15 protein-coding genes are annotated in these 16,823 nt (G+C 60.8%); 6 read left to right on the top strand and 9 right to left on the bottom strand.

The window, feature by feature from the left end; translation table 11 throughout:
* Positions 1-60: 60 nt before the first annotated feature.
* From BT115_RS03540 to BT115_RS03520, 4 genes are all read right to left on the bottom strand, one after another.
* Complete coding sequence (locus tag BT115_RS03540) at positions 61-858, bottom strand: hypothetical protein (protein ID WP_072321147.1); 798 nt, start codon at positions 856-858, stop codon at positions 61-63.
* Positions 859-1,894: 1,036 nt separating this feature from the next.
* On the bottom strand, positions 1,895-2,572 hold the full coding sequence (locus BT115_RS03530) for a hypothetical protein (protein ID WP_072321145.1): 678 nt from the start codon (positions 2,570-2,572) through the stop codon (positions 1,895-1,897).
* A gap of 240 nt (positions 2,573-2,812) precedes the next feature.
* The gene (locus tag BT115_RS03525; RefSeq protein ID WP_072321144.1) at positions 2,813-3,304 is read right to left on the bottom strand and encodes an AAA family ATPase; all 492 of its coding nucleotides are present in this window, start codon (positions 3,302-3,304) and stop codon (positions 2,813-2,815) included.
* A 663-nt stretch (positions 3,305-3,967) separates the two neighbouring features.
* Positions 3,968-4,249, bottom strand: coding sequence for a hypothetical protein (locus BT115_RS03520; protein ID WP_072321143.1), 282 nt, complete (start codon positions 4,247-4,249; stop codon positions 3,968-3,970).
* Between the two features lie 275 nt (positions 4,250-4,524).
* On the opposite strand from BT115_RS03520, the gene BT115_RS03515 reads away from it, so the two are divergent.
* Positions 4,525-6,039 (top strand): recombinase family protein, encoded by a 1,515-nt coding sequence (locus BT115_RS03515; RefSeq protein WP_083527284.1) that lies wholly within the window; start codon positions 4,525-4,527, stop codon positions 6,037-6,039.
* 756 nt (positions 6,040-6,795) lie between these two features.
* Here BT115_RS03515 and BT115_RS03505 read toward each other — a convergent pair.
* From BT115_RS03505 to BT115_RS03490, 4 genes are all read right to left on the bottom strand, one after another.
* Positions 6,796-7,155 (bottom strand): hypothetical protein, encoded by a 360-nt coding sequence (locus BT115_RS03505; RefSeq protein ID WP_072321141.1) that lies wholly within the window; start codon positions 7,153-7,155, stop codon positions 6,796-6,798.
* A complete protein-coding gene (locus BT115_RS03500) occupies positions 7,152-7,601 on the bottom strand; it encodes a hypothetical protein (protein WP_177257365.1) in 450 nt (149 codons plus the stop codon). The genes BT115_RS03505 and BT115_RS03500 overlap by 4 nt, the downstream gene beginning before the upstream one ends.
* Before the next feature lie 210 nt (positions 7,602-7,811).
* Positions 7,812-8,615: a hypothetical protein gene (locus tag BT115_RS03495; protein WP_072321139.1), complete on the bottom strand. Its 804-nt coding sequence runs from the start codon at positions 8,613-8,615 to the stop codon at positions 7,812-7,814.
* Positions 8,615-8,908, bottom strand: coding sequence for a hypothetical protein (locus BT115_RS03490; protein WP_072321138.1), 294 nt, complete (start codon positions 8,906-8,908; stop codon positions 8,615-8,617). The genes BT115_RS03495 and BT115_RS03490 overlap by 1 nt, the downstream gene beginning before the upstream one ends.
* Before the next feature lie 142 nt (positions 8,909-9,050).
* Between BT115_RS03490 and BT115_RS03485 the strand changes: the two genes are divergently transcribed.
* The 5 genes from BT115_RS03485 to BT115_RS03470 all read left to right on the top strand — a co-directional run bounded on the left by BT115_RS03485 (position 9,051) and on the right by BT115_RS03470 (position 16,106).
* The gene (locus BT115_RS03485; protein ID WP_083527371.1) at positions 9,051-9,326 is read left to right on the top strand and encodes a helix-turn-helix domain-containing protein; all 276 of its coding nucleotides are present in this window, start codon (positions 9,051-9,053) and stop codon (positions 9,324-9,326) included.
* Between the two features lie 372 nt (positions 9,327-9,698).
* On the top strand, positions 9,699-10,100 hold the full coding sequence (locus tag BT115_RS18355) for a hypothetical protein (RefSeq protein ID WP_143144450.1): 402 nt from the start codon (positions 9,699-9,701) through the stop codon (positions 10,098-10,100).
* A gap of 714 nt (positions 10,101-10,814) precedes the next feature.
* A complete protein-coding gene (locus BT115_RS03480; protein ID WP_072321137.1) occupies positions 10,815-13,145 on the top strand; it encodes an NACHT domain-containing protein in 2,331 nt (776 codons plus the stop codon).
* Between the two features lie 280 nt (positions 13,146-13,425).
* Positions 13,426-14,634 carry a hypothetical protein gene (locus BT115_RS03475; protein WP_072321136.1) on the top strand — a complete coding sequence of 403 codons (1,209 nt, stop codon included), beginning with the start codon at positions 13,426-13,428 and terminating at the stop codon, positions 14,632-14,634.
* Between the two features lie 755 nt (positions 14,635-15,389).
* Positions 15,390-16,106: a hypothetical protein gene (locus BT115_RS03470; protein WP_143144449.1), complete on the top strand. Its 717-nt coding sequence runs from the start codon at positions 15,390-15,392 to the stop codon at positions 16,104-16,106.
* 40 nt (positions 16,107-16,146) lie between these two features.
* Here BT115_RS03470 and BT115_RS03465 read toward each other — a convergent pair whose 3' ends face one another.
* Entirely contained in the window at positions 16,147-16,725 is a 579-nt protein-coding gene (locus tag BT115_RS03465; RefSeq protein ID WP_072321134.1) for a hypothetical protein, read from the bottom strand.
* Positions 16,726-16,823 lie beyond the last annotated feature (98 nt).

The following is a 16,823-nucleotide window of genomic DNA, read 5'->3' as shown; positions in this document are numbered from 1 at the left end:
GATCAAACCGGCCGATTTTGGCCGGGTGATCCCGAAGTTGTCGTGGGTGGATGGGGGGCGTCAGAGCCGGTCGGGAGCGGATGTCGCTCGGGTTGAGCCCATCGCCGCATCGATGCCGATGGCGCTCGTTTGAGCGCGACCCTCCGCGATCATCTGCTCGAGGTCTGCCAGGACACCTGCAACCGCGCGCTCCCAAGGTGCTCGGGCGGCCGGATTGGCCCACGGGTGCGTCAGGGCCTCCGGCGCGGTCAGCGCGATGAGGCGGCCGCCCGCGTGGAGAATCTCAATGAGCTTCACCACGGTAATGCCGCCTTGTCCCCATGCCGCCTCGATGCGGCCGTCGCGATGCTTAAGGAAGCGAAACTGCGTCTTCAGCAGGGCCATCAACTGCACCGCCAGCTTCTTCTTGCTTGTGTACACCGGTGCAGCGCGTTTGCGCTCGGCGTCCCAAGCTTTGGCGAAGGCTTTGACGAAGCGCCATCGGAAGTAGCCGCGTGCATCGCATTGCGGCGGAGGGTCCTGCAGCGCTTTCCTCCACGACTGCAGCTTCCCGTCTTTCACGCGCGTGTGCTTGGCTTTGAGCCGGCGCTCGAGCGTGAGGATGGAACAATCGCAATACGCCGCAACCACTTCGCGCGAGACGAAGCGGTTGGGATCGAGCGCGGAGAACAGCGCCTTGGTGGCAGCCGCGCTGAGCATGCATTCCACCTGCGCTTTCACGCCGATCGCTTTGAGGGCTCGACGCTTTGCTTCTCTAGCGCCGCTCGCCACCGTCAACGGATCGGCCACCGGACTTACACGCAGCAACTCGTCGATGGCAGTTGCGGTCTCGTCGAAGCGACTGGCGGCTCGAGTCATGATCGTCTTCCTTGAGGCAGTCCAAGGAGATCGGCCGCGACGGGTTGGCCTGAACAGGCATTTCCGGAAAATACTCGCTATCTCGTGCCCAAATTTGGCAAGCAGGCTCTCGCAACTACAGAACTCGAGCCGGGTCGCAGATGGATCTGTGGGAGGCGAAGAAATGGAACGCGGGCGAACGAGGCGGGCAGTCGGGGGATGGCTGGATCGCGTTGAGGCTCGCGGCGCCGAAGACCCCGGCAAGATAATTAGCGCGTGAGTGCGTGCGTCCAAGACGCTCGGAGCTGCCTCGCAAGGTCGGTCGAAGGGACGGTAGCCCGATCCGCGCAGCTTCGGCTTCATCGTTTTCCACCTCGACATAGCGTCTCTGGATTTCCCAGTTCAAGCCCTACTCGATGCCCACCGTGTCTCTGCGCATAGACCGTCAGACCTTTGGCCGAAGCGAAGGCAGCTGATGCATGTCGTGAGGATGGCGTACTACGATTTTTTTGAGATACCCTTGATCCGCGATAAGGTGTCGTGCAGACGGTGTGCGTGCGACCGGTGTGGCTCGCCAGCTTCTGATCGCGCTGGTCAGGCCATTCCTAAAAGTCAATTCGACGGGCTTCTCCGGCCCGAAGCCAACTGACCTCACCGCTTACGTTCGGGTGCGCTTTGGATAGACCGCCTAATGCTTTCCCTGAGTCCATCTTTCAGTTCCGGCCTCGCTGGAAGGAAGAGTTGATCTGCATTGGTCCCGGAGGTGAATTTGTGCTGGATTTCCCGATGGGCATTCCGACGGTCTACGTGCCCACGGAGCATGCCTGGGCGCAGAGTGCTCCCGCTTGGGCGAAAGCGTTATGGCCGGTATTTACGGCTGAATTGAACGCCTGGTGCACAGTGCACGATGTGGCGTTCCTCCTTGATGGCTCTGCCAAGTGCTACGGGGCCAGTTAGTCTGCAGTGCGATTGAGTGCGGTAGAGCCGGCCGCTGCGTGAGCGGCCGGCCGGGATGCGCGCTGGCGGAACACGCCGCAACGCTTGCGGGTGTTGTGCCTCAGCGCTTGGTCGTCGCGCGCCGATATACGCCATTGAAACTGACATTGGCACCGCCGCATTCCTGATTGTCCGATACCACCAGCAGGTCGCCGAGCAAGTGCAGGCGAACCTGGCAGGTGTCTTCCTTGACTTGCATCTGTTGACCTTCGGGATAGCCGCGCGCGGTGACTGCCCCAAGGTGCGGGCCGCCGGGGTTTTGCTGCGGGTCGGGATTGGCGCTGGGCCAGTAGGCGTTGCCGTTGACGGTCACGCTACCGTCGCCATTGGCGAGCAACTGTAGTTCGTTGTCGCCGTCATGCCACTGACCGTTCCAGGCTTGCGGTTTCGGAGGAGCGGCGGTCGGCAGCGGTTGGACGTTGGACGCTTCCACCCATCCGGCGCTGCCGCCAACCTTGTTGGGATAGAACGCGCAGACATAGGCGCCTTGGCGCTGTGCCAGCAAGACGACATCGTCCTTGAGCACATAGGCGCGTTGACGGCATACCGCTTCGCCCTTAGCCGGGCAGCCGTCGTCGTCGTTGAGGAAAAACAGGCGTGGCACCGTGACCTTGGCCAGGGAGAACCCTGCCGTGCTCATCGGGAAGCCGCCGTTACGGCACATTGCTGTGTCCTCGTCCGCGGCGGCGTGCGCCGCCGCCGGAACTGTCAACAACGCCAACAATAAGGTCTTGCGCATCACAGTGTTTCCAGAGGTGAAAGTGAAAGTGCGGAACAGGGTCGATGAATTGATGACGAGTAAAAGCCATCCCGCTTGGCCTCGCACGTAGCGGCAGGCCGGGCGAGGCCTGGCTCGGAGATGCGGGTCCGTCGAAACCAGGATCGCTTTGCGGCCACCCACTAGGCGGTGAACCGAGGCTATGCCACGTTCCTTGTTCCTCTCCCTCTGCATGCTTGGCATAGCGAAGGGAGCAGATTGCTAGAGTCGATGCAGAACCACATCGAACCCTTCCTCCGGTGCCGGTGGAACAAAATGCTTAGTAAAGAGAGAGAAATCGTCATCGCTCACGGTAAATTCGTGAGTGCCGTCGCTGTTTCGTCGAGCTAGACGCGATTTGCAAACGTCGTCCGGTACATCAAGATAGTGGAGCTGATGCCCCGAACCCGCCTCTTCAAACAACGTGCGCATCCATGACCGGCTCGAGGGTGTATTCGCAGGGAAGTCCAGCACTACAGAAAGGCCCGCCCGTAGCAAATCAACCAGATGCGCACTTATGGCGTCTCGCAGACGTGTTGCGTTGCGCACGTAATCAGCGAGACTGGTTTGTTCGCCAGGGTACAAGCGTGATAGCCAGTGATCTTCGTTCACAATCACTGTATGGGGTCGCTCTCCCAAAGCACGCGTGAGCGTGGACTTTCCAGCAGCAATCTTGCCGCACACAAGGTGCAGAATTGGTTGTTCTAAAGACATATTTTAGTGCCTTCGCAGCATGCAGTGACATTCACAAGCGGACAGACCCGGCTCGACGCATCAAGCCGGGCGCTTAATTCATCCGCTGGTCGCAATGTTGATCTGAATCACGAAAGGCATGGCGGGAATATGCCAGTCCTCCCATCGGGAGTCCATTGTGGGAGGGGATCCGGGTCGCTGGTGCTTCCCATCATGTTTTGCGTTGCGGCCGTGAGCCAGGCACGAGGACGTCGTCAACGGATGGATGCGCGGGCAATTCCGACCACTGCCTCCTCACCTCTTCGACGTGCCGTGCGTTGTATAGGGCGTCGGCGCTTCTCCTTTCACGCCGACCGCTTTTTGAGGGCCCGACTCTTTGCTTCTCTAACACCGCTAGCCACCGTCAACGGGTCGTCCACCGGACTCACGCGCAGCAACTCGTCGATGGCAGTTGTGGTCTCGTCGAAGCGACTGGTGACTCGAGTCATGAGCGTCTTCCTTGAGGGAGTCCAAGGAAATCGGTCGCGACGGGTTGGCCCGAATAAGCAGTTCTGGAAAATACTCGCCAACTGATACGCGGGGCCTCCCATCGACGATGTTTGCGCCGTTGAACCCGGTCACGACGAACTATCAACTACAACGAGGATGGGGTCGCGTTCCGTGGCTGGCGGAGCCCATCGCGTTCTAGTTCGCGTCGAACCAGAATGCATCGAGAGCGCTCGCCACACGCAGGATGGCCGCGCCATGGTTCGAGCGGGGAACACCGCCCGCCGGCCCGAGCCTCTCGATGGCATGAGTTGCGGCTGCGGCCACCGCGGGTAGGTTGGCCACCACGGCTTTCTCAGCCACGAGGCGCGCCCGGAATCGTGCCTCCTCGAAATCCTTCGCGAGTGCAGCCTGGGCCATGGCCTCGCAGTCGCGTACGATCTGCGCCACGGTAAGGATGGTTTCTTCGTCCGGTTCCATGGCAAGAGTCTAGTCTCGCTACGGGGATCTAAGGGAATGCCGGGCGTTGGCGCTCAGCGGGCAACTCCTGCTGCGGGCATCGAGGTGCAGTCCGGTTGCTCGTCGTTCTGTCTCACTGTGCGTTAGTGAAAGGCTTTCTGCGGCGCAGCCCTGTTTCGCACGCCGAAGGGCACTGAGGAGAGGCCGTGGCAGGTCGGGCTGGCACCCCGCTTGCGAGCTGCGGGTGGGCGGCGTACGGTGTTGGCACGTGGCCGCCATGGCCAGGGCCCTTATCGATGAAGTCCGCCATCGCCCTTGGCAGGGCTCCCGGAGCCACCTTGGTGGCTCAGTACGTGCGGATGTCTACGGACCAGCAACAGTATTCGATCGCGAACCAGTGCGCGTGCCTTGCCGCTTATGCGGCAAGCCATGGCATGCATATCGTTGAGAGCTACAGGGACGACGGCAGAAGTGGGCTTGATCTCGGCGGCAGGCCAGGGCTGCAGCGCCTATTGGACGAGGTGAGAAGGTCGCCTCGCTTCGAAGCCGTTCTGGTCTTCGATGTCAGTCGATGGGGACGTTTTCAGAACGCCGACGAGTCGGCATTTTACGAGTACCTCTGCCTCACGCACGGGGTGCGCGTGATCTACGTGGCGGAGCCGTTCGGCGACGGGCAGTCGCCTATGGCCGTCCTGTTGAAGGGGCTCAAACGGTCCATGGCTGCCGAGTACAGCCGAGAGCTTTCAGCAAAGGTGAGTGCTGGACAACGACGCCTGACGAGCATGGGGTATCGCATGGGCGGAGCGCCCGGATACGGGCTCCGGCGCATGGTGGTCGATGCGAAGGGCGAGCGCCGAGGCGTATTGCAACCCGGGGAAAGGAAGTCGTATCCCACCGACCGGGTGACACTCGTTCCGGGGCCGGCCGACGAGGTCGCAACCGTTCGCTGGATCTTCGAGCAGTCGGCCGCTGGCGTCCCTACAGACCACATCACGCGCCGTTTGAATCTTGTGTCTACGCAGCGGCGGTGGACGAAGACGGCGGTAAGGTCGATGCTCTGCAACGACAAATACATGGGTGTGAACACGTACGGACGGTTCACCCAAGTCCTTAAGCATCGCCTTTCCTCGCAGCCTGAGGACACCTGGACGCGATCGCCAGGGGCATTCGAACCGATCGTGTCGCCCGAGTTGTTTCTGAAAGCGAAGGCGGCACGGCAGAAGCGCTGCGCGGCTGTCAGTGACAGCGATGCCTTGGCAGCGCTACGACGACTCCTCCGCGAACATGGTCAGCTCACGTGCGGTCTCATCGCCCGATCGCCTTCGGTGCCAAGCCCGCAGCTTTACATGCGTCGATTCGGGAGCCTTCGACGGGCGTACGAACTCATCGGGTATGTCCCCGCGCGGGACATCAGCTTTGGAGAGAAGAAAGAGCGCATTGCGGTATGGCGAGACAGCGTCACCGCGTTCGCCGTGGATCTGCTTACCGATGCCGGCTCTGCCGTACGACGTTCGGGATGGACCATGACCGTCGATGACGCATGGTCTGTGGCCTTCCAGCTCCTCCAGGCGTCCAAAGACCACCGCCGATGGAAGTGGCGGGTTCCGGCTGTTTCGAGACCCGCGGACCTGATCATCTTCATTCGCATGGCGCCGGACGCCAGCGCGCCCCTCGATTATCTGGTGCTGCCGTCGAACGCTTCGCCAGCATGGCCTGCCTTGATCACCGAACAACCGGATGTCAGTGCCCGATTCTTCATGTTTCCCTCGCTGGCAATCCTCCTCGACCTGGCCGCTTTATCGCGAGGCTGACATGTGGGTGACCGAGGAAACACGGCGAGCGAGAGAGCAGGTCACCCTATCGGGCCTACGCCTCGCGTCGGACGTCTGTCGCTCCCAGCTTCGCGGGCTCCATTGCGTCATGAGCACCCTTTCGTCGGATGGCGATTGGTTGACGATGGCGGGGAGTCGGTGCATCAGGGCCGACGTCGCAGAGCGCGCAGCATGCGCTCCGATCTTGCAACTCATGGTCGCTCGTTCTTGCATTCGAAAGATGCTATCGGATGCCGAATTGGTGTGCTGGCTGGCGCGGCGTTACCCGGAGGGCCTCGCCCTTCTTCAAGCGACGGCCGACATACCCGAAGCGCGATACTCGAACGGCCTGCCCGCGACGGGCATTTAGCTGGGCCCCACGGCATGGCTGCCTTTCCGCGGCAGCAAAGGCAAACTGCGGCCTGAGACTCTGCTGCAGAGGCGAGCATCACCCCGACGAACTCGATGAGGCCGTGCCCTTCAGCTGTGGCTGCGGAAGAAATTCGGGTTTCTTGTGGCCTCGAACGCGATGGTGCGGCGAGGCCTGAGGGGCGCGCATGAAAAAGCCCACGGCGGGGAGGCCGTGGGCTTGGGATTCCATCGATGCACCAGCGGCAGGGGAACCGCCAAATATGCGTGGGACCGGCGCCTCTCGGCTGCCTTGCGAATAACTATACCCATGAGTATATGAACTCAAGATAAGTCGGACGGCTCGGTGTCGTCGATCGCCGGTGGGGCTGTTCGGCGGGGCCCGATTCACTTGCGGTGGAAGTCCCGCTTGAGCCAAGCGGCCCGCTCTTCGTCAGTCAGCAGGGTGACCAGCGCAGCCCACGCGAAATGCAGGTGCATCAGCGCACGTCGAGCCCGCTCCTGCGCTTGACGGCTGGCTTCGTCGAAGTGCCCCCACGCGTCGCGCCGCGGGCCCACGAAGCCGGTGCGCCACGCGCGAAAAGATCGAATCTCTTCGTCCGCCTCACGCAGTTTGCGCTCGGCGCGCGCGGAGGCATCGCGTTGGTAGGTCTGATGCAGGATCGGATTAGAAGCCAGCAGCCGCGCATTGCTTCGGCAATGCGCCAGGATGTCTTTCTCGGTGTAGCGGGCGAAGTCTTGGTTCATCCGAGCAACTCCTGGAGCGGTAGCGGATGCGCGTCGGCGGTCAAGGGCATGAGCCGGGCCACCTGGGCCAGATCGATGGACGGCACCGAAGACGCGCTGGCCTGGTAGGGCGCGCGCGCCTCCATGCCACGGGCGTCGGCCAAGCGTTGCACCTGCGCGCGCAGTTGCGTCGTGGCCGCTTCCGCTTGCTCGGCCAAGGCGGTGGCTTGGTCGCGCTGCAGCGCAAACGCTGCCGCGCTGTCGCGCATCCGTTCCAAGGCCCGCAGGGCGTCGATCACCTCAATGCATTCGTCCTCAAGGGCCATGGCCATGGTTTCAGCGTGCTGCATCTTGCGGCGAAACGCGGCCGGGTCACTTTCCCAGAGGTTCGCCGACAGCAGCCACGCGTCGGCGATGGATCGCAGCATCTGCGTGTGGTGGGTCATCGCGTCGACCGCGATGGCCAAGGTGTCGCTCTCTGTGCGGGCCGCTCGCCACTCCGGCCGAGGCGATGGCAGCGGCATAGGCTGTGTTGCTCGGGCGACCGGCAACCGCGGCGATCGGCGGCGCAGCGCCACGACCACGGCGCCGCCGCCGGCAAGCAGTCCCAGTAGCGTCATCATATGAAGCTCCTAAAGGGAAACGGTGTGCTATTCCAACGCACCAAGGCCGATGGTTCACGGCACCGTAGCGGTGAACGCCGGCTGCCCAGGTCCACCGAGCGACAGCGTGGTCAAGACCACGCGTGCGGGGACCACCTGAAGCTGCGGCATCCCGCGGTCGATCGTGCCTCCCACGACCTTGCCGTAGACGGTGGCGTGGACCGCGCGCGGGAACGGTTCGCCGCCGAGGGTCTTCTCCGTGGCGCGCGCTTCGGCTTCGTCCTTGGGCGCGTAGTGGTCCAAGGCACTGGGGGGCGTGAAGCGCACCTCGGCCGCGTTGGCTGCCACGCTGAGCACGGTGTCGCTGCCCAGGATCTGCGTCAGGTCGTACCGACCGTGATCGAGGTCATACGGCGGCACTTTCGTCTGGTAAGCCGGCAGCCGGATGTAGGGGTTGGCCTTCGCTTGCGTGATGGCTTGGTCCAGCCGGGTCTTGAAGGCCGCGAGCGCATCGCGCTGTGCGAACGCGTCGTGCGTGCCCTGGTAAGCCGGATCGAGCCGTTGCGCCACTGCGGTGTAGTCCACGGGTAGGCCCGACGTCGCGTAGAACTGCCCCAGCCACGGCAACGGGTCATCGCCCATCGCGATGTAGGCCTCGAAGGGCTTTTCGGCCGCAGTGACCGTCGGCGGTGCAGAAGCAGTGGACGACCCCGCGGACGGATTGGCATCAGGGGCCTGCGCCGGAGACTTCGGTGACGAACCCTGGGCCGCGTCGGACGCCGCAGGAGCTGCCGTAGACGAGGCTGCGGGTTGAGACGGTGAGCACGCTGCAATGCCCAAAAGCGATGCCGATAGGAAGAGCAGGGCAGGCGCGCGCATCAGCGAGCCTCCTTCTGGACCACCACCATCCAAGCCGTGGCGCTTCGAGGCGTGTGGGTCGCCGGATCGGCGCTGTAGTCGACGACGACGGACTGCACCGAAGCGACGGACCAGCCGGCTTGCGCGAGCTGGATCAGCGAGCGGTGCCCGGCTTCCGGGCAGTCCAGAGCCATCGAGGCCGTGAGCTTGTTGGGCGCGTCGCTCGACGCGGCGGGGGAGTAGCAGATGTCGGCCTCGCCGGCGGTGGCCGCCGAACTGGCGAGCATCAACAAGAGTGCGGTGACACGACGCATGGCGATTCCCCGTGTGGCCAATCAGCTGGCGGGGAAAGGCTAACGTAGTTCTTGGAGAAATATCAAAACATCAGATAAACGAAGTCGTCGTACGCAAACCTTGGCTATAGCGTTCGGGCCAGCTTTTGCCCCCGACACTCTCATGCCCAAGACGCCGCGCCCCCGGAAGCCTTCAGCTCAAAAGAGTCAATCCCGGCCGGAGAACCAAGCGGTTCTGGATGCGCTGCGGGCGGTGCGCGAAGAGGCGGACCTATTGCAGTCCGAGCTGGCCGCCCGGTTAGGGCGGTCGCAATCCTATGTGTCTTCGGCGGAGCGAGGCGTCATTCGCTTGGACGCGGTGCAACTGGCGGACTGGGCGAAAGCCTGTGGTTCGACGCTGACGAAGCTAGCGCAGGTTATAGAGCTGCGCTGGCGCTGACTGCAGCAATGGCTGCCCCGACAACGTTGGAGTGGCTTGATATCACAACGATCTGCGGTTGGCTTGTGCCGGATTTGTGTAAGCCAATGCTTACTTTAATTTCGGAATGCCCCTACAAGTCTATTGATAAGAGGTTCGTAGAATGAACCTTCATTCAGTAATGAAGGCATGGACGTGGCTAGAGCAAAAGCGGATAGCGCTAAGCGCACTCGGGGACCTGGCGCTTCGACGCGGAAAAGAGCTGCAAGTAAGGAAGCCGTCAGTGCGGTAAAGAACAGGGCGCCCCAGAAGCGTGGGGCATCTGCGCCACGCATTACCCTTTCTTTCATATCTGACGCTATCACCGTCTTTCAGGCATTGGCGCAACTCGCCATGTACGTGCATGCGCACAGCCCGGAGATTGCGAAGGTGCTTGAAGCCGCTTCTTCATTCTCTTTTGCGCAATTCCGGGCGAATCTAGACGCAACTCGCGCCCGCTCTTCAACGGGCAAGCGAAAAGGTGCCTTCGACGCAAAAAAGGCCTCGGCGGTCTTGTTGCGCCTGGGCGGCTTTTCAGCACGATTTGAGGATCTCGCAAAGCGCTTAGCCTCGGAAGGTTGGATTGCTGAGGCGACTGATGAAGAAGCTGATCTGGCAGCTCAGCTGTTCGCTGACGGTCTAGTCGGGGACAACGGAAGCGAGATGAAACCCATCGTCGTGGCGGCATATCGACAGTGGAAGCTCGGACGACTTCCGCCAGCGCGGACCGGCAATCGTCCGAAAGTGAGACTTTAAGAATCCCTTCCGATGGAGTTGAAACGCTTATGTGGTCGTCGAAGGAACGAACCGATGTTCTTCGAACCACGCCTCGCGCCGGTCTTTGGTGATGGGTTACGTCGGCCGATTTTTGGTCAGACCGTGGGGCCTGCAGTGGCGTCTAGTGCTGGAAGCACTCGTGCGGCACGTGGTGTAGAGCTGTTAGGCGACGCGGTTTCGGACGGGGGATGCTCCGGCTCATGCTCTCGGTTGGGCTATTGCCGAAGGCACGGCCGCCAGGGGGAGTTGGAGCTTAAATTCGGTGAGTGTCAGGGCGTGCTGAGCACCATCCATGGCGACGCCATCCTGGTGCCCGTAGAAGAGTGTATGGAGAAAGGCCGGAATGAGTGGTCCAAGTCCGGAGCCAGCAGCTACGACTAAGGATACTGGTAGCGTGGCATGTAATAGAGTTTGGCTCGATCCTACCTCTGCGCTGTCATCGCGTTGTCCCCTGTTGAGTTCGTTAGCGTACCGCGTGGGGATGGTCTTGTGCGGATCGGCCCGACGCCCAAGGCACATGCGCGTCCGGTCACAAACCCGGGCGCGTGTGTGGGCAAATTAGGGAAGAATTTGAGGATGGATATGGTCTCCCGATAGCGCTAAAGCTTTTCGGCTCGGCGCCGATGTCATGGTCGATAGATGGGCAGACTTTTTTGCGCCCAGTCACGGAACGTCTACTACTTCAGGACCTGCATGTCCCCCGATCGCGAAGCCAACATGTCGTTTGAAGCCGAAGTGCGACGCATTGCCGAGGCGCTTTGGAACCTGGAACCTGGCGCGTGCCAGCCAATGCATTACACCGACGATCCGGTGGTCCGAGAGATCGACGGCATTGCACGCCTGCGCGATGTGACCCACCTCATCATGGTGACAACCAGCACCCGCCTCGACAAGGTCAAAGCCGACTGCAAAAAGCTGCAATCGGCCGAATCCATCGAGCGCGGTCGAGCTGCTGCTGTGTCGAAGTGGCTCATCACCGAGGTCCAACTGGATGCTCAGCACGTCGAGCATGCGCGGAAGCAAAATGTTCTGGTCTTGACCTTGAGTCAGTTCCAGCGACGCTTTTTCGATAGTGCGAAGTATTTGGCACTTCGCGCGCGCGCAGCCTTCGGTTCTGCTCGCAATCCTTTGGATGAGTCGATCTCCATTCCCGACGGCGCCTATGTCTCGTTGCCAATGCGGGTGGCGATCGACACCAATCAGGCCAATGGCGGGATGGCCGGAAAGGCAATCACCTTGCAACAGATCGCGACGCGGCTTCGGGCCGGTGCCCTGATTGTGCTTCGCGCTCCCTTTGGCGGTGGTAAGAGCCTGACGACGCGGGAATTGTTTCGAACCCTTTCTGACTTCCAGCACCAGACCACCGAACAGCCTATTCCTTTGGCACTCAATCTGCGGGAACACTGGGGTGAAAACCACTTCGACGAGATGCTAGATCGGCACGCTCGAGCTGTGGGATATACGCCGCGCGAGGATCTCGTCGTTGCGTGGCGCGCTGGCATGTGTTGCTTGCTTCTCGACGGCTATGACGAGGTTGCTGCGCAGTCTCTGGTGCGGACGGACAACAAGAACTTCATGCGTGAGGCACGTCGGCATGCCCTGACCGGCGTGCGGGACTTTACCCAAAAGCTTCCGGCATCGGTCGGTGTCTTTATCTGCGGTCGAGATCAGTATTTCGACTCGGACTCGGAGTTGATGACCGCGCTTGGCATCTCGGGTCGCAAGGGGTTGGTGGTCGACCTCGGTGAGTTCGACGAAAGCAGCGCGAACGAGTTCTTAGCGCGCAACGGCGTAGCCGAGACGCTTCCTGATTGGTTGCCTCGCAAGCCGCTGCTACTGTCGTACCTATTGCGTGAGAATCTTTTCGAGGAAATTCTCTCGATCGATGGCAGCAAGGGGTTCGCCTACGCCTGGGACTCGTTTTTAACGGCAATCTGCGCGCGCGAAGCCGCACTGGATCGATCGGTCATGGAGGCGGAAACGGTTCGCAGCGTATTAGAACGCTTGGCGTTTGCTGTGCGCGCGAAACCCAGCGGGACTGGTCCTATCACGGGAATCGATTTAGCTGAGGCCTACACCCAGGAAACGGGGCAGGCGGCAGGCGAGGGCGTCTTGGCGCAATTGCAGCGCTTGCCCGGCCTCGCGCAGCGCGATGCCGAAGGTGGTACTCGCTCATTCGTTGATTATGAAATGCTTGCGGCTCTGCAGGGGAGTGCATTCGCCCATCACGTGCTGACGGGTTTTCGCAGCGCCTCAATTTCGCCGCTCGCCGCCCTCAGTTTGCGTGCTCAGGAGATGGCTGCTTATATCCTCGCCAAGTCTAACGCTGACCTGAATACGCTCGTGGGAGTAGTCACTCAGTTGCTGCGCGGTTCTGCCACTGACTCCCGCGCCGCACAGAACGCTGCGGATTGTTTGGCGGTCGCGATCCGCATCGCCGTGGTGAGCGAAACGTCGGACATCGATGTGCGCAATGCGGTTATTGACGGTGCCCTGATAGAGTCTGTGGCACTGGATGAAGTGACACTTCGCAACGTATCGTTCCGAAACTGCATCATCAGTGAGTTACGCCTCGGAGAAAGGGCCGAAAGCGATCACGCCAAGTTCTCAGGCTGCCTCATAAGTCGCGTAGTGGGGGCGAGCAGTCGCGGTGGCGTGCCCATCAGCTTGGTCTCGTTGGACTGCCAGATTGACGAGTTCGACGATGTATCAACAAACAACGCCGTCCTGAAGCTTGACGTGCCGCCTCAAGTCAAAGCACTGTTGACCATTCTTCGAAAGCTCTACAAGCAGGCTGGCGGTGGCCGCAAGATTGCGGCATTTTCTCGCGGCATTACACGCGCGGATGTCTTAGCGCATGTTGAACCTGTGTTGGCCATCTTGCTGCGACATCAGTTCATTTCGGTCTTCAACTCAGTCGTTCATCCGGTTCGCCGACAGTCGGGTCGTGTCGCTGCGATCCTCGCCTCACCCATGCTGGCCGATGATCCCATCATCATTGAAACCAAGGCGCTGCAAAATTGAGCACGGTGCAGCATGACCGAACCGAGTAGCGTGCATATGCGCTCGTAGATCGGATCTGAAGGGAGGCTTCCGGCGCAACTGTAGCTCAAACAGTAACTTCCAAGGGATCCGTCATAGCTATCTCGTTCGCACAGAAAGCAAAAGGATCAAGGTTTCACTGTTGAGCCATTGCTTGTTTCATGGAGGAGACGAGGGGGGTGGCCTCGTACTATTGAGACGAAACGACAACATATAATGTTCCAGGCCCGCGGCATGGAGCGACGATCAAAGGGGCTATCCAATGACTGAAGAATCTGGAGCCTCGCCCCTCACGGGTGCGGGAGACAGGACGCTAGATGCTGAGCTGGCAGCGATGCTGACAGAAGCACGGGCGCACGTCGAGCGGCTTGCGGCATTTGAAGAGGAGGCTTTGGCACACGCCACCGCCTTGAAGGCGTCACACGAGATGCTGTCACAACTCGTGCAGTCCGGCACCCAGCAACTTGCGGATATCCAGACGACTTCAAATGCAGTTATCGCAGCAAGCGAAAAAGTGACGACCGAACAGGCCGTGATCGCGGCGAAATCAGCGCATATCCAGGACGCCCAGGAGCATGCCGATAAAGTGCGTGCTCAGATGGACAAGTTGCTGACGGCGGTTGCTGGCAATGCTTCGAAGGCGGAGGCGTTGGAAGCTCGGTCAGAAGCTGCGGCCGAGGCCATCGCTACAGCTAGTGCCGCCGCGGCAGCTTCAAAAAGCGCAGTTGACGCCGATGCGAGCGCGGTTAAAGATTCTTTGGCTCAAGCTGAGCAGGCAACCAAGGAAAGCCGGGGCCTTGCTGACCGCGCCGTCAAGGTTGAGCAGGTGCTCAAGACCTACGAAGATCGATTGAAGGGACTCAATGTGCAAGCGGCGGAGCAATTAGAGACCATCAAAGCACTACTGCCAGGCGCGACCAGTGCAGGCCTCGCCTCAGCGTTTGACGCGCGTGCGGGGTCATTCCGCGCACCGCAGCGTCACTGGCAATGGATCTTTATTGGTTCGTTAATTTCACTCATTGTGCTGGGCATCACGGGCATCTGGCACGCACTGGCCTCTGCCACAGTGTTGACTTATGACGAACTCTTGAGGCTTTGGCTCACGCGCCTTCCGGTCGCCGGCGCGCTATTGTGGTTAACGTTGCATGCGGCGCGCGAAAGTGCCTTGGCCAAGCGACTCGAAGAGGACTATGGATACAAATCCGCGATCGCCTCGTCGTTCGAAGGCTTTAATCAGCAAATGTCGAAGATTGGTGAGTTGGCGCCGGTCGGCAGTCCACTTGAACGGCTATGCACGGACACGCTGGCGACCATTGCGAGCCCACCTGGACGCATTTACGACAGGCACAGACTCACCATTTCGCCCAGCCATGAGGTAGCCACTCTAGCCGCCGCTTTGGTGGCCGCCCTTAAGGCAGAGTCGAATGCTTCGCCGCACACGCTAGGCGGAAAGTCGACTACTGATGAATGATTTAACTGCCAGGTTCGGGGACTGGGGGTGCCTTAAGCGCTCGACTCATCGGCAGCGCTATCCAGATTTTCGGAGCCAAATAGCTGTGACGAGGAGCTGAACCTGGCATGGACGGTCTCGCCCAATGGCTGGCGGTATTTTGTAGCCTCGTGGCTGCTATCGCAGCGTTGCGAAAAGCCTACTTCTGGTTTTGGCCATTAGAGATTTGCCCCTCATACACCATCGTCGTGGATGGTTCGGGTCCGGATTGTTTGCGTGCCACCGTGACGAACCGATCGGGGACGACGGTATACTTGGCGAATTGCGTTGTCCGTGGCACTTATTCGCGCACGCACATCCTACGTTGCCACATCGCGAAGCCGTGGATCCCGCCAAGGCTTTATCCGAACGTTCGGTATAGCGCTCTGGTGTATACACTTGCGAATGAACCCATAAAGCTGGAGCCCGCGCAAGCGGTGACCCTCTCACACCCGATTGCAGAGCACCCTCTCAATGCGATGTATTGCCCTAAGTTCATCGTCAAGGCGAGGTTGACGACAGGTCGCACAGTATCCAGTAAGCGTATGGACACGCCTCCGGTTTGGCGCATGATCGGACGGCGGGGGAGATAATAGGATTGGAACAAGGTAGCGAGCCCGCTCGCCCGTCGGAAGAATGGTCTAAAGCGTCGTCACGGCTGCCTTGGTCGAAGCAGCGAGGCACTACTGGTCTTTAAGGGCGCAGAGCAACGGAAGGTGCAAGTCAAGGGGAAGTCTGTGACGGATTTTGAGCTGGCGCGCCAAGCATTGCGTCAGGCAGAGGCGCTCGTGGTAGGAAGCAACCGAAAGCCGACGGTGGACGGCCAGCAGGCTGCCTACCTCGACCACCTGTTCACCGGTCCCTCTCTCGTCGCAGCGGGTGCGAAAATGTTGCTCGTTCGATTGGGCATCACGCTTCTGGTTGCCGTGACGCTCTTCGCATACTTCGTCGCCATGGATCACAACCAATGGGCCGGGTCCATTTGGCCAGCCTTCGGCTATGCCGTGCTTGCGGTTTACTTCGGCTTGCCCAGCCGGACCGCGGCCGTCGGAGTTTCCAGTGCATACATCGCCACGCTCGCGTCATGGATGCATGAGGCGGCTCCCACCTCCGAGGACCTTTCCCGGCTTGACAAGGGCCTCGGCATCCTGCGTGCCTATAAACTAGACCGACTGGCCCGATTCAGTGGCTTGGCCGGCCTAGGTTGGGGCGCGCTCTTTTGGTATGCCACCTCGCACATTTTCGCCATCGGGCTCGACGCGTCAGCGCTTGGCGACAACATCGGACGCATCATCGTGGCAGCCCTGGCGTTCATGATGGTCATGGGCATCGCGTCGGCCCACGCAACCGGGGTTCGTGCCGTCCATCAAACCATTGAGTTTGGATTGCTCGAAGCCCAGCGGCTTAAAGAAGACGATGAGGCGTTAGGTCGGTCACCCCCGGCACTCCCTTGAGTAGGCCTGAAGCCAGTGGGTTCCAACAAAGGCGACGTGCTCACCCCGTCCTTGTTGCCCGATAGCCCATCTCAAGAGCTAGGCAAGCAGCGTCAAAGGCTGCCCAAGCCTGGTCAGGCGTGTTTCCGCAGCCGATCGGCTTCACCATCACGCTGAATCGGTCGCGTTGCCCGAAGAAGTTCCGCAAGGGCTGAATGATGAACTCGTAGCCGTAATGCACCCCGACCGCAGGCGGTGGCACGCCTGGCAACCACTGCTCCAGTGCTGCATAAAGCGTTTCTGGGGTGTTCAAGGCGCCATCGCGGAACATGACATCGATGTAGCCACCCACATAATGGGCATGAGCCATCTCTGCATTGCCTGCGAACAGTCCGCATTCGCACCCGGAGGTCATCAAGGCGCCAGGTTCGGCTAAATCTCCTAACAGGGCTGCCAAGCCTGCGCTCTTCTGAGCCTCAGGGATGCTGGCTACGCGCTCCGGGTGGTCCCGCAGGTCCACCCATCCATGGTTCTGGTCACCGTCGTCGTGCGTCTGCGGCCCGTAGGGCACGGCCGTCAGGGCCTCATCGGTTTGGGCGATGGTTATGCCGGAGCCTTGGTACAGGATGTAGTCGGTCATGGAGCCTTCCTCGATGGGGATTAGAGCCATGCTGAGCGATGGAACGCTGCTCCGCTATCGCCTAGCGCAGCGTTAATCATGTTGGCTCCCCGCAAAAA

This window comes from Luteibacter sp. UNCMF366Tsu5.1, assembly GCF_900119235.1.
Classification (GTDB): Bacteria; Pseudomonadota; Gammaproteobacteria; order Xanthomonadales; family Rhodanobacteraceae; genus Luteibacter; species Luteibacter flocculans.
Note: the sequence above shows the minus strand (reverse complement) of the source record. Positions and strands in the feature narration are given on the sequence as shown.

What these genes read in the sequence shown, in the direction of transcription:
- BT115_RS03540 (WP_072321147.1), bottom strand. Translation starts at nt 858, where the DNA reads ATGACTCGAGCCGCCAGTCGCTTCGACGAGACCGCAACTGCCATCGAC.
- BT115_RS03530 (WP_072321145.1), bottom strand. Translation starts at nt 2,572, where the DNA reads ATGCGCAAGACCTTATTGTTGGCGTTGTTGACAGTTCCGGCGGCGGCG.
- BT115_RS03525 (WP_072321144.1), bottom strand. Translation starts at nt 3,304, where the DNA reads ATGTCTTTAGAACAACCAATTCTGCACCTTGTGTGCGGCAAGATTGCT.
- BT115_RS03520 (WP_072321143.1), bottom strand. Translation starts at nt 4,249, where the DNA reads ATGGAACCGGACGAAGAAACCATCCTTACCGTGGCGCAGATCGTACGC.
- BT115_RS03515 (WP_083527284.1), top strand. Translation starts at nt 4,525, where the DNA reads ATGAAGTCCGCCATCGCCCTTGGCAGGGCTCCCGGAGCCACCTTGGTG.
- BT115_RS03505 (WP_072321141.1), bottom strand. Translation starts at nt 7,155, where the DNA reads ATGAACCAAGACTTCGCCCGCTACACCGAGAAAGACATCCTGGCGCAT.
- BT115_RS03495 (WP_072321139.1), bottom strand. Translation starts at nt 8,615, where the DNA reads ATGCGCGCGCCTGCCCTGCTCTTCCTATCGGCATCGCTTTTGGGCATT.
- BT115_RS03490 (WP_072321138.1), bottom strand. Translation starts at nt 8,908, where the DNA reads ATGCGTCGTGTCACCGCACTCTTGTTGATGCTCGCCAGTTCGGCGGCC.
- BT115_RS03485 (WP_083527371.1), top strand. Translation starts at nt 9,051, where the DNA reads ATGCCCAAGACGCCGCGCCCCCGGAAGCCTTCAGCTCAAAAGAGTCAA.
- BT115_RS18355 (WP_143144450.1), top strand. Translation starts at nt 9,699, where the DNA reads ATGTACGTGCATGCGCACAGCCCGGAGATTGCGAAGGTGCTTGAAGCC.
- BT115_RS03480 (WP_072321137.1), top strand. Translation starts at nt 10,815, where the DNA reads ATGTCCCCCGATCGCGAAGCCAACATGTCGTTTGAAGCCGAAGTGCGA.
- BT115_RS03475 (WP_072321136.1), top strand. Translation starts at nt 13,426, where the DNA reads ATGACTGAAGAATCTGGAGCCTCGCCCCTCACGGGTGCGGGAGACAGG.
- BT115_RS03465 (WP_072321134.1), bottom strand. Translation starts at nt 16,725, where the DNA reads ATGACCGACTACATCCTGTACCAAGGCTCCGGCATAACCATCGCCCAA.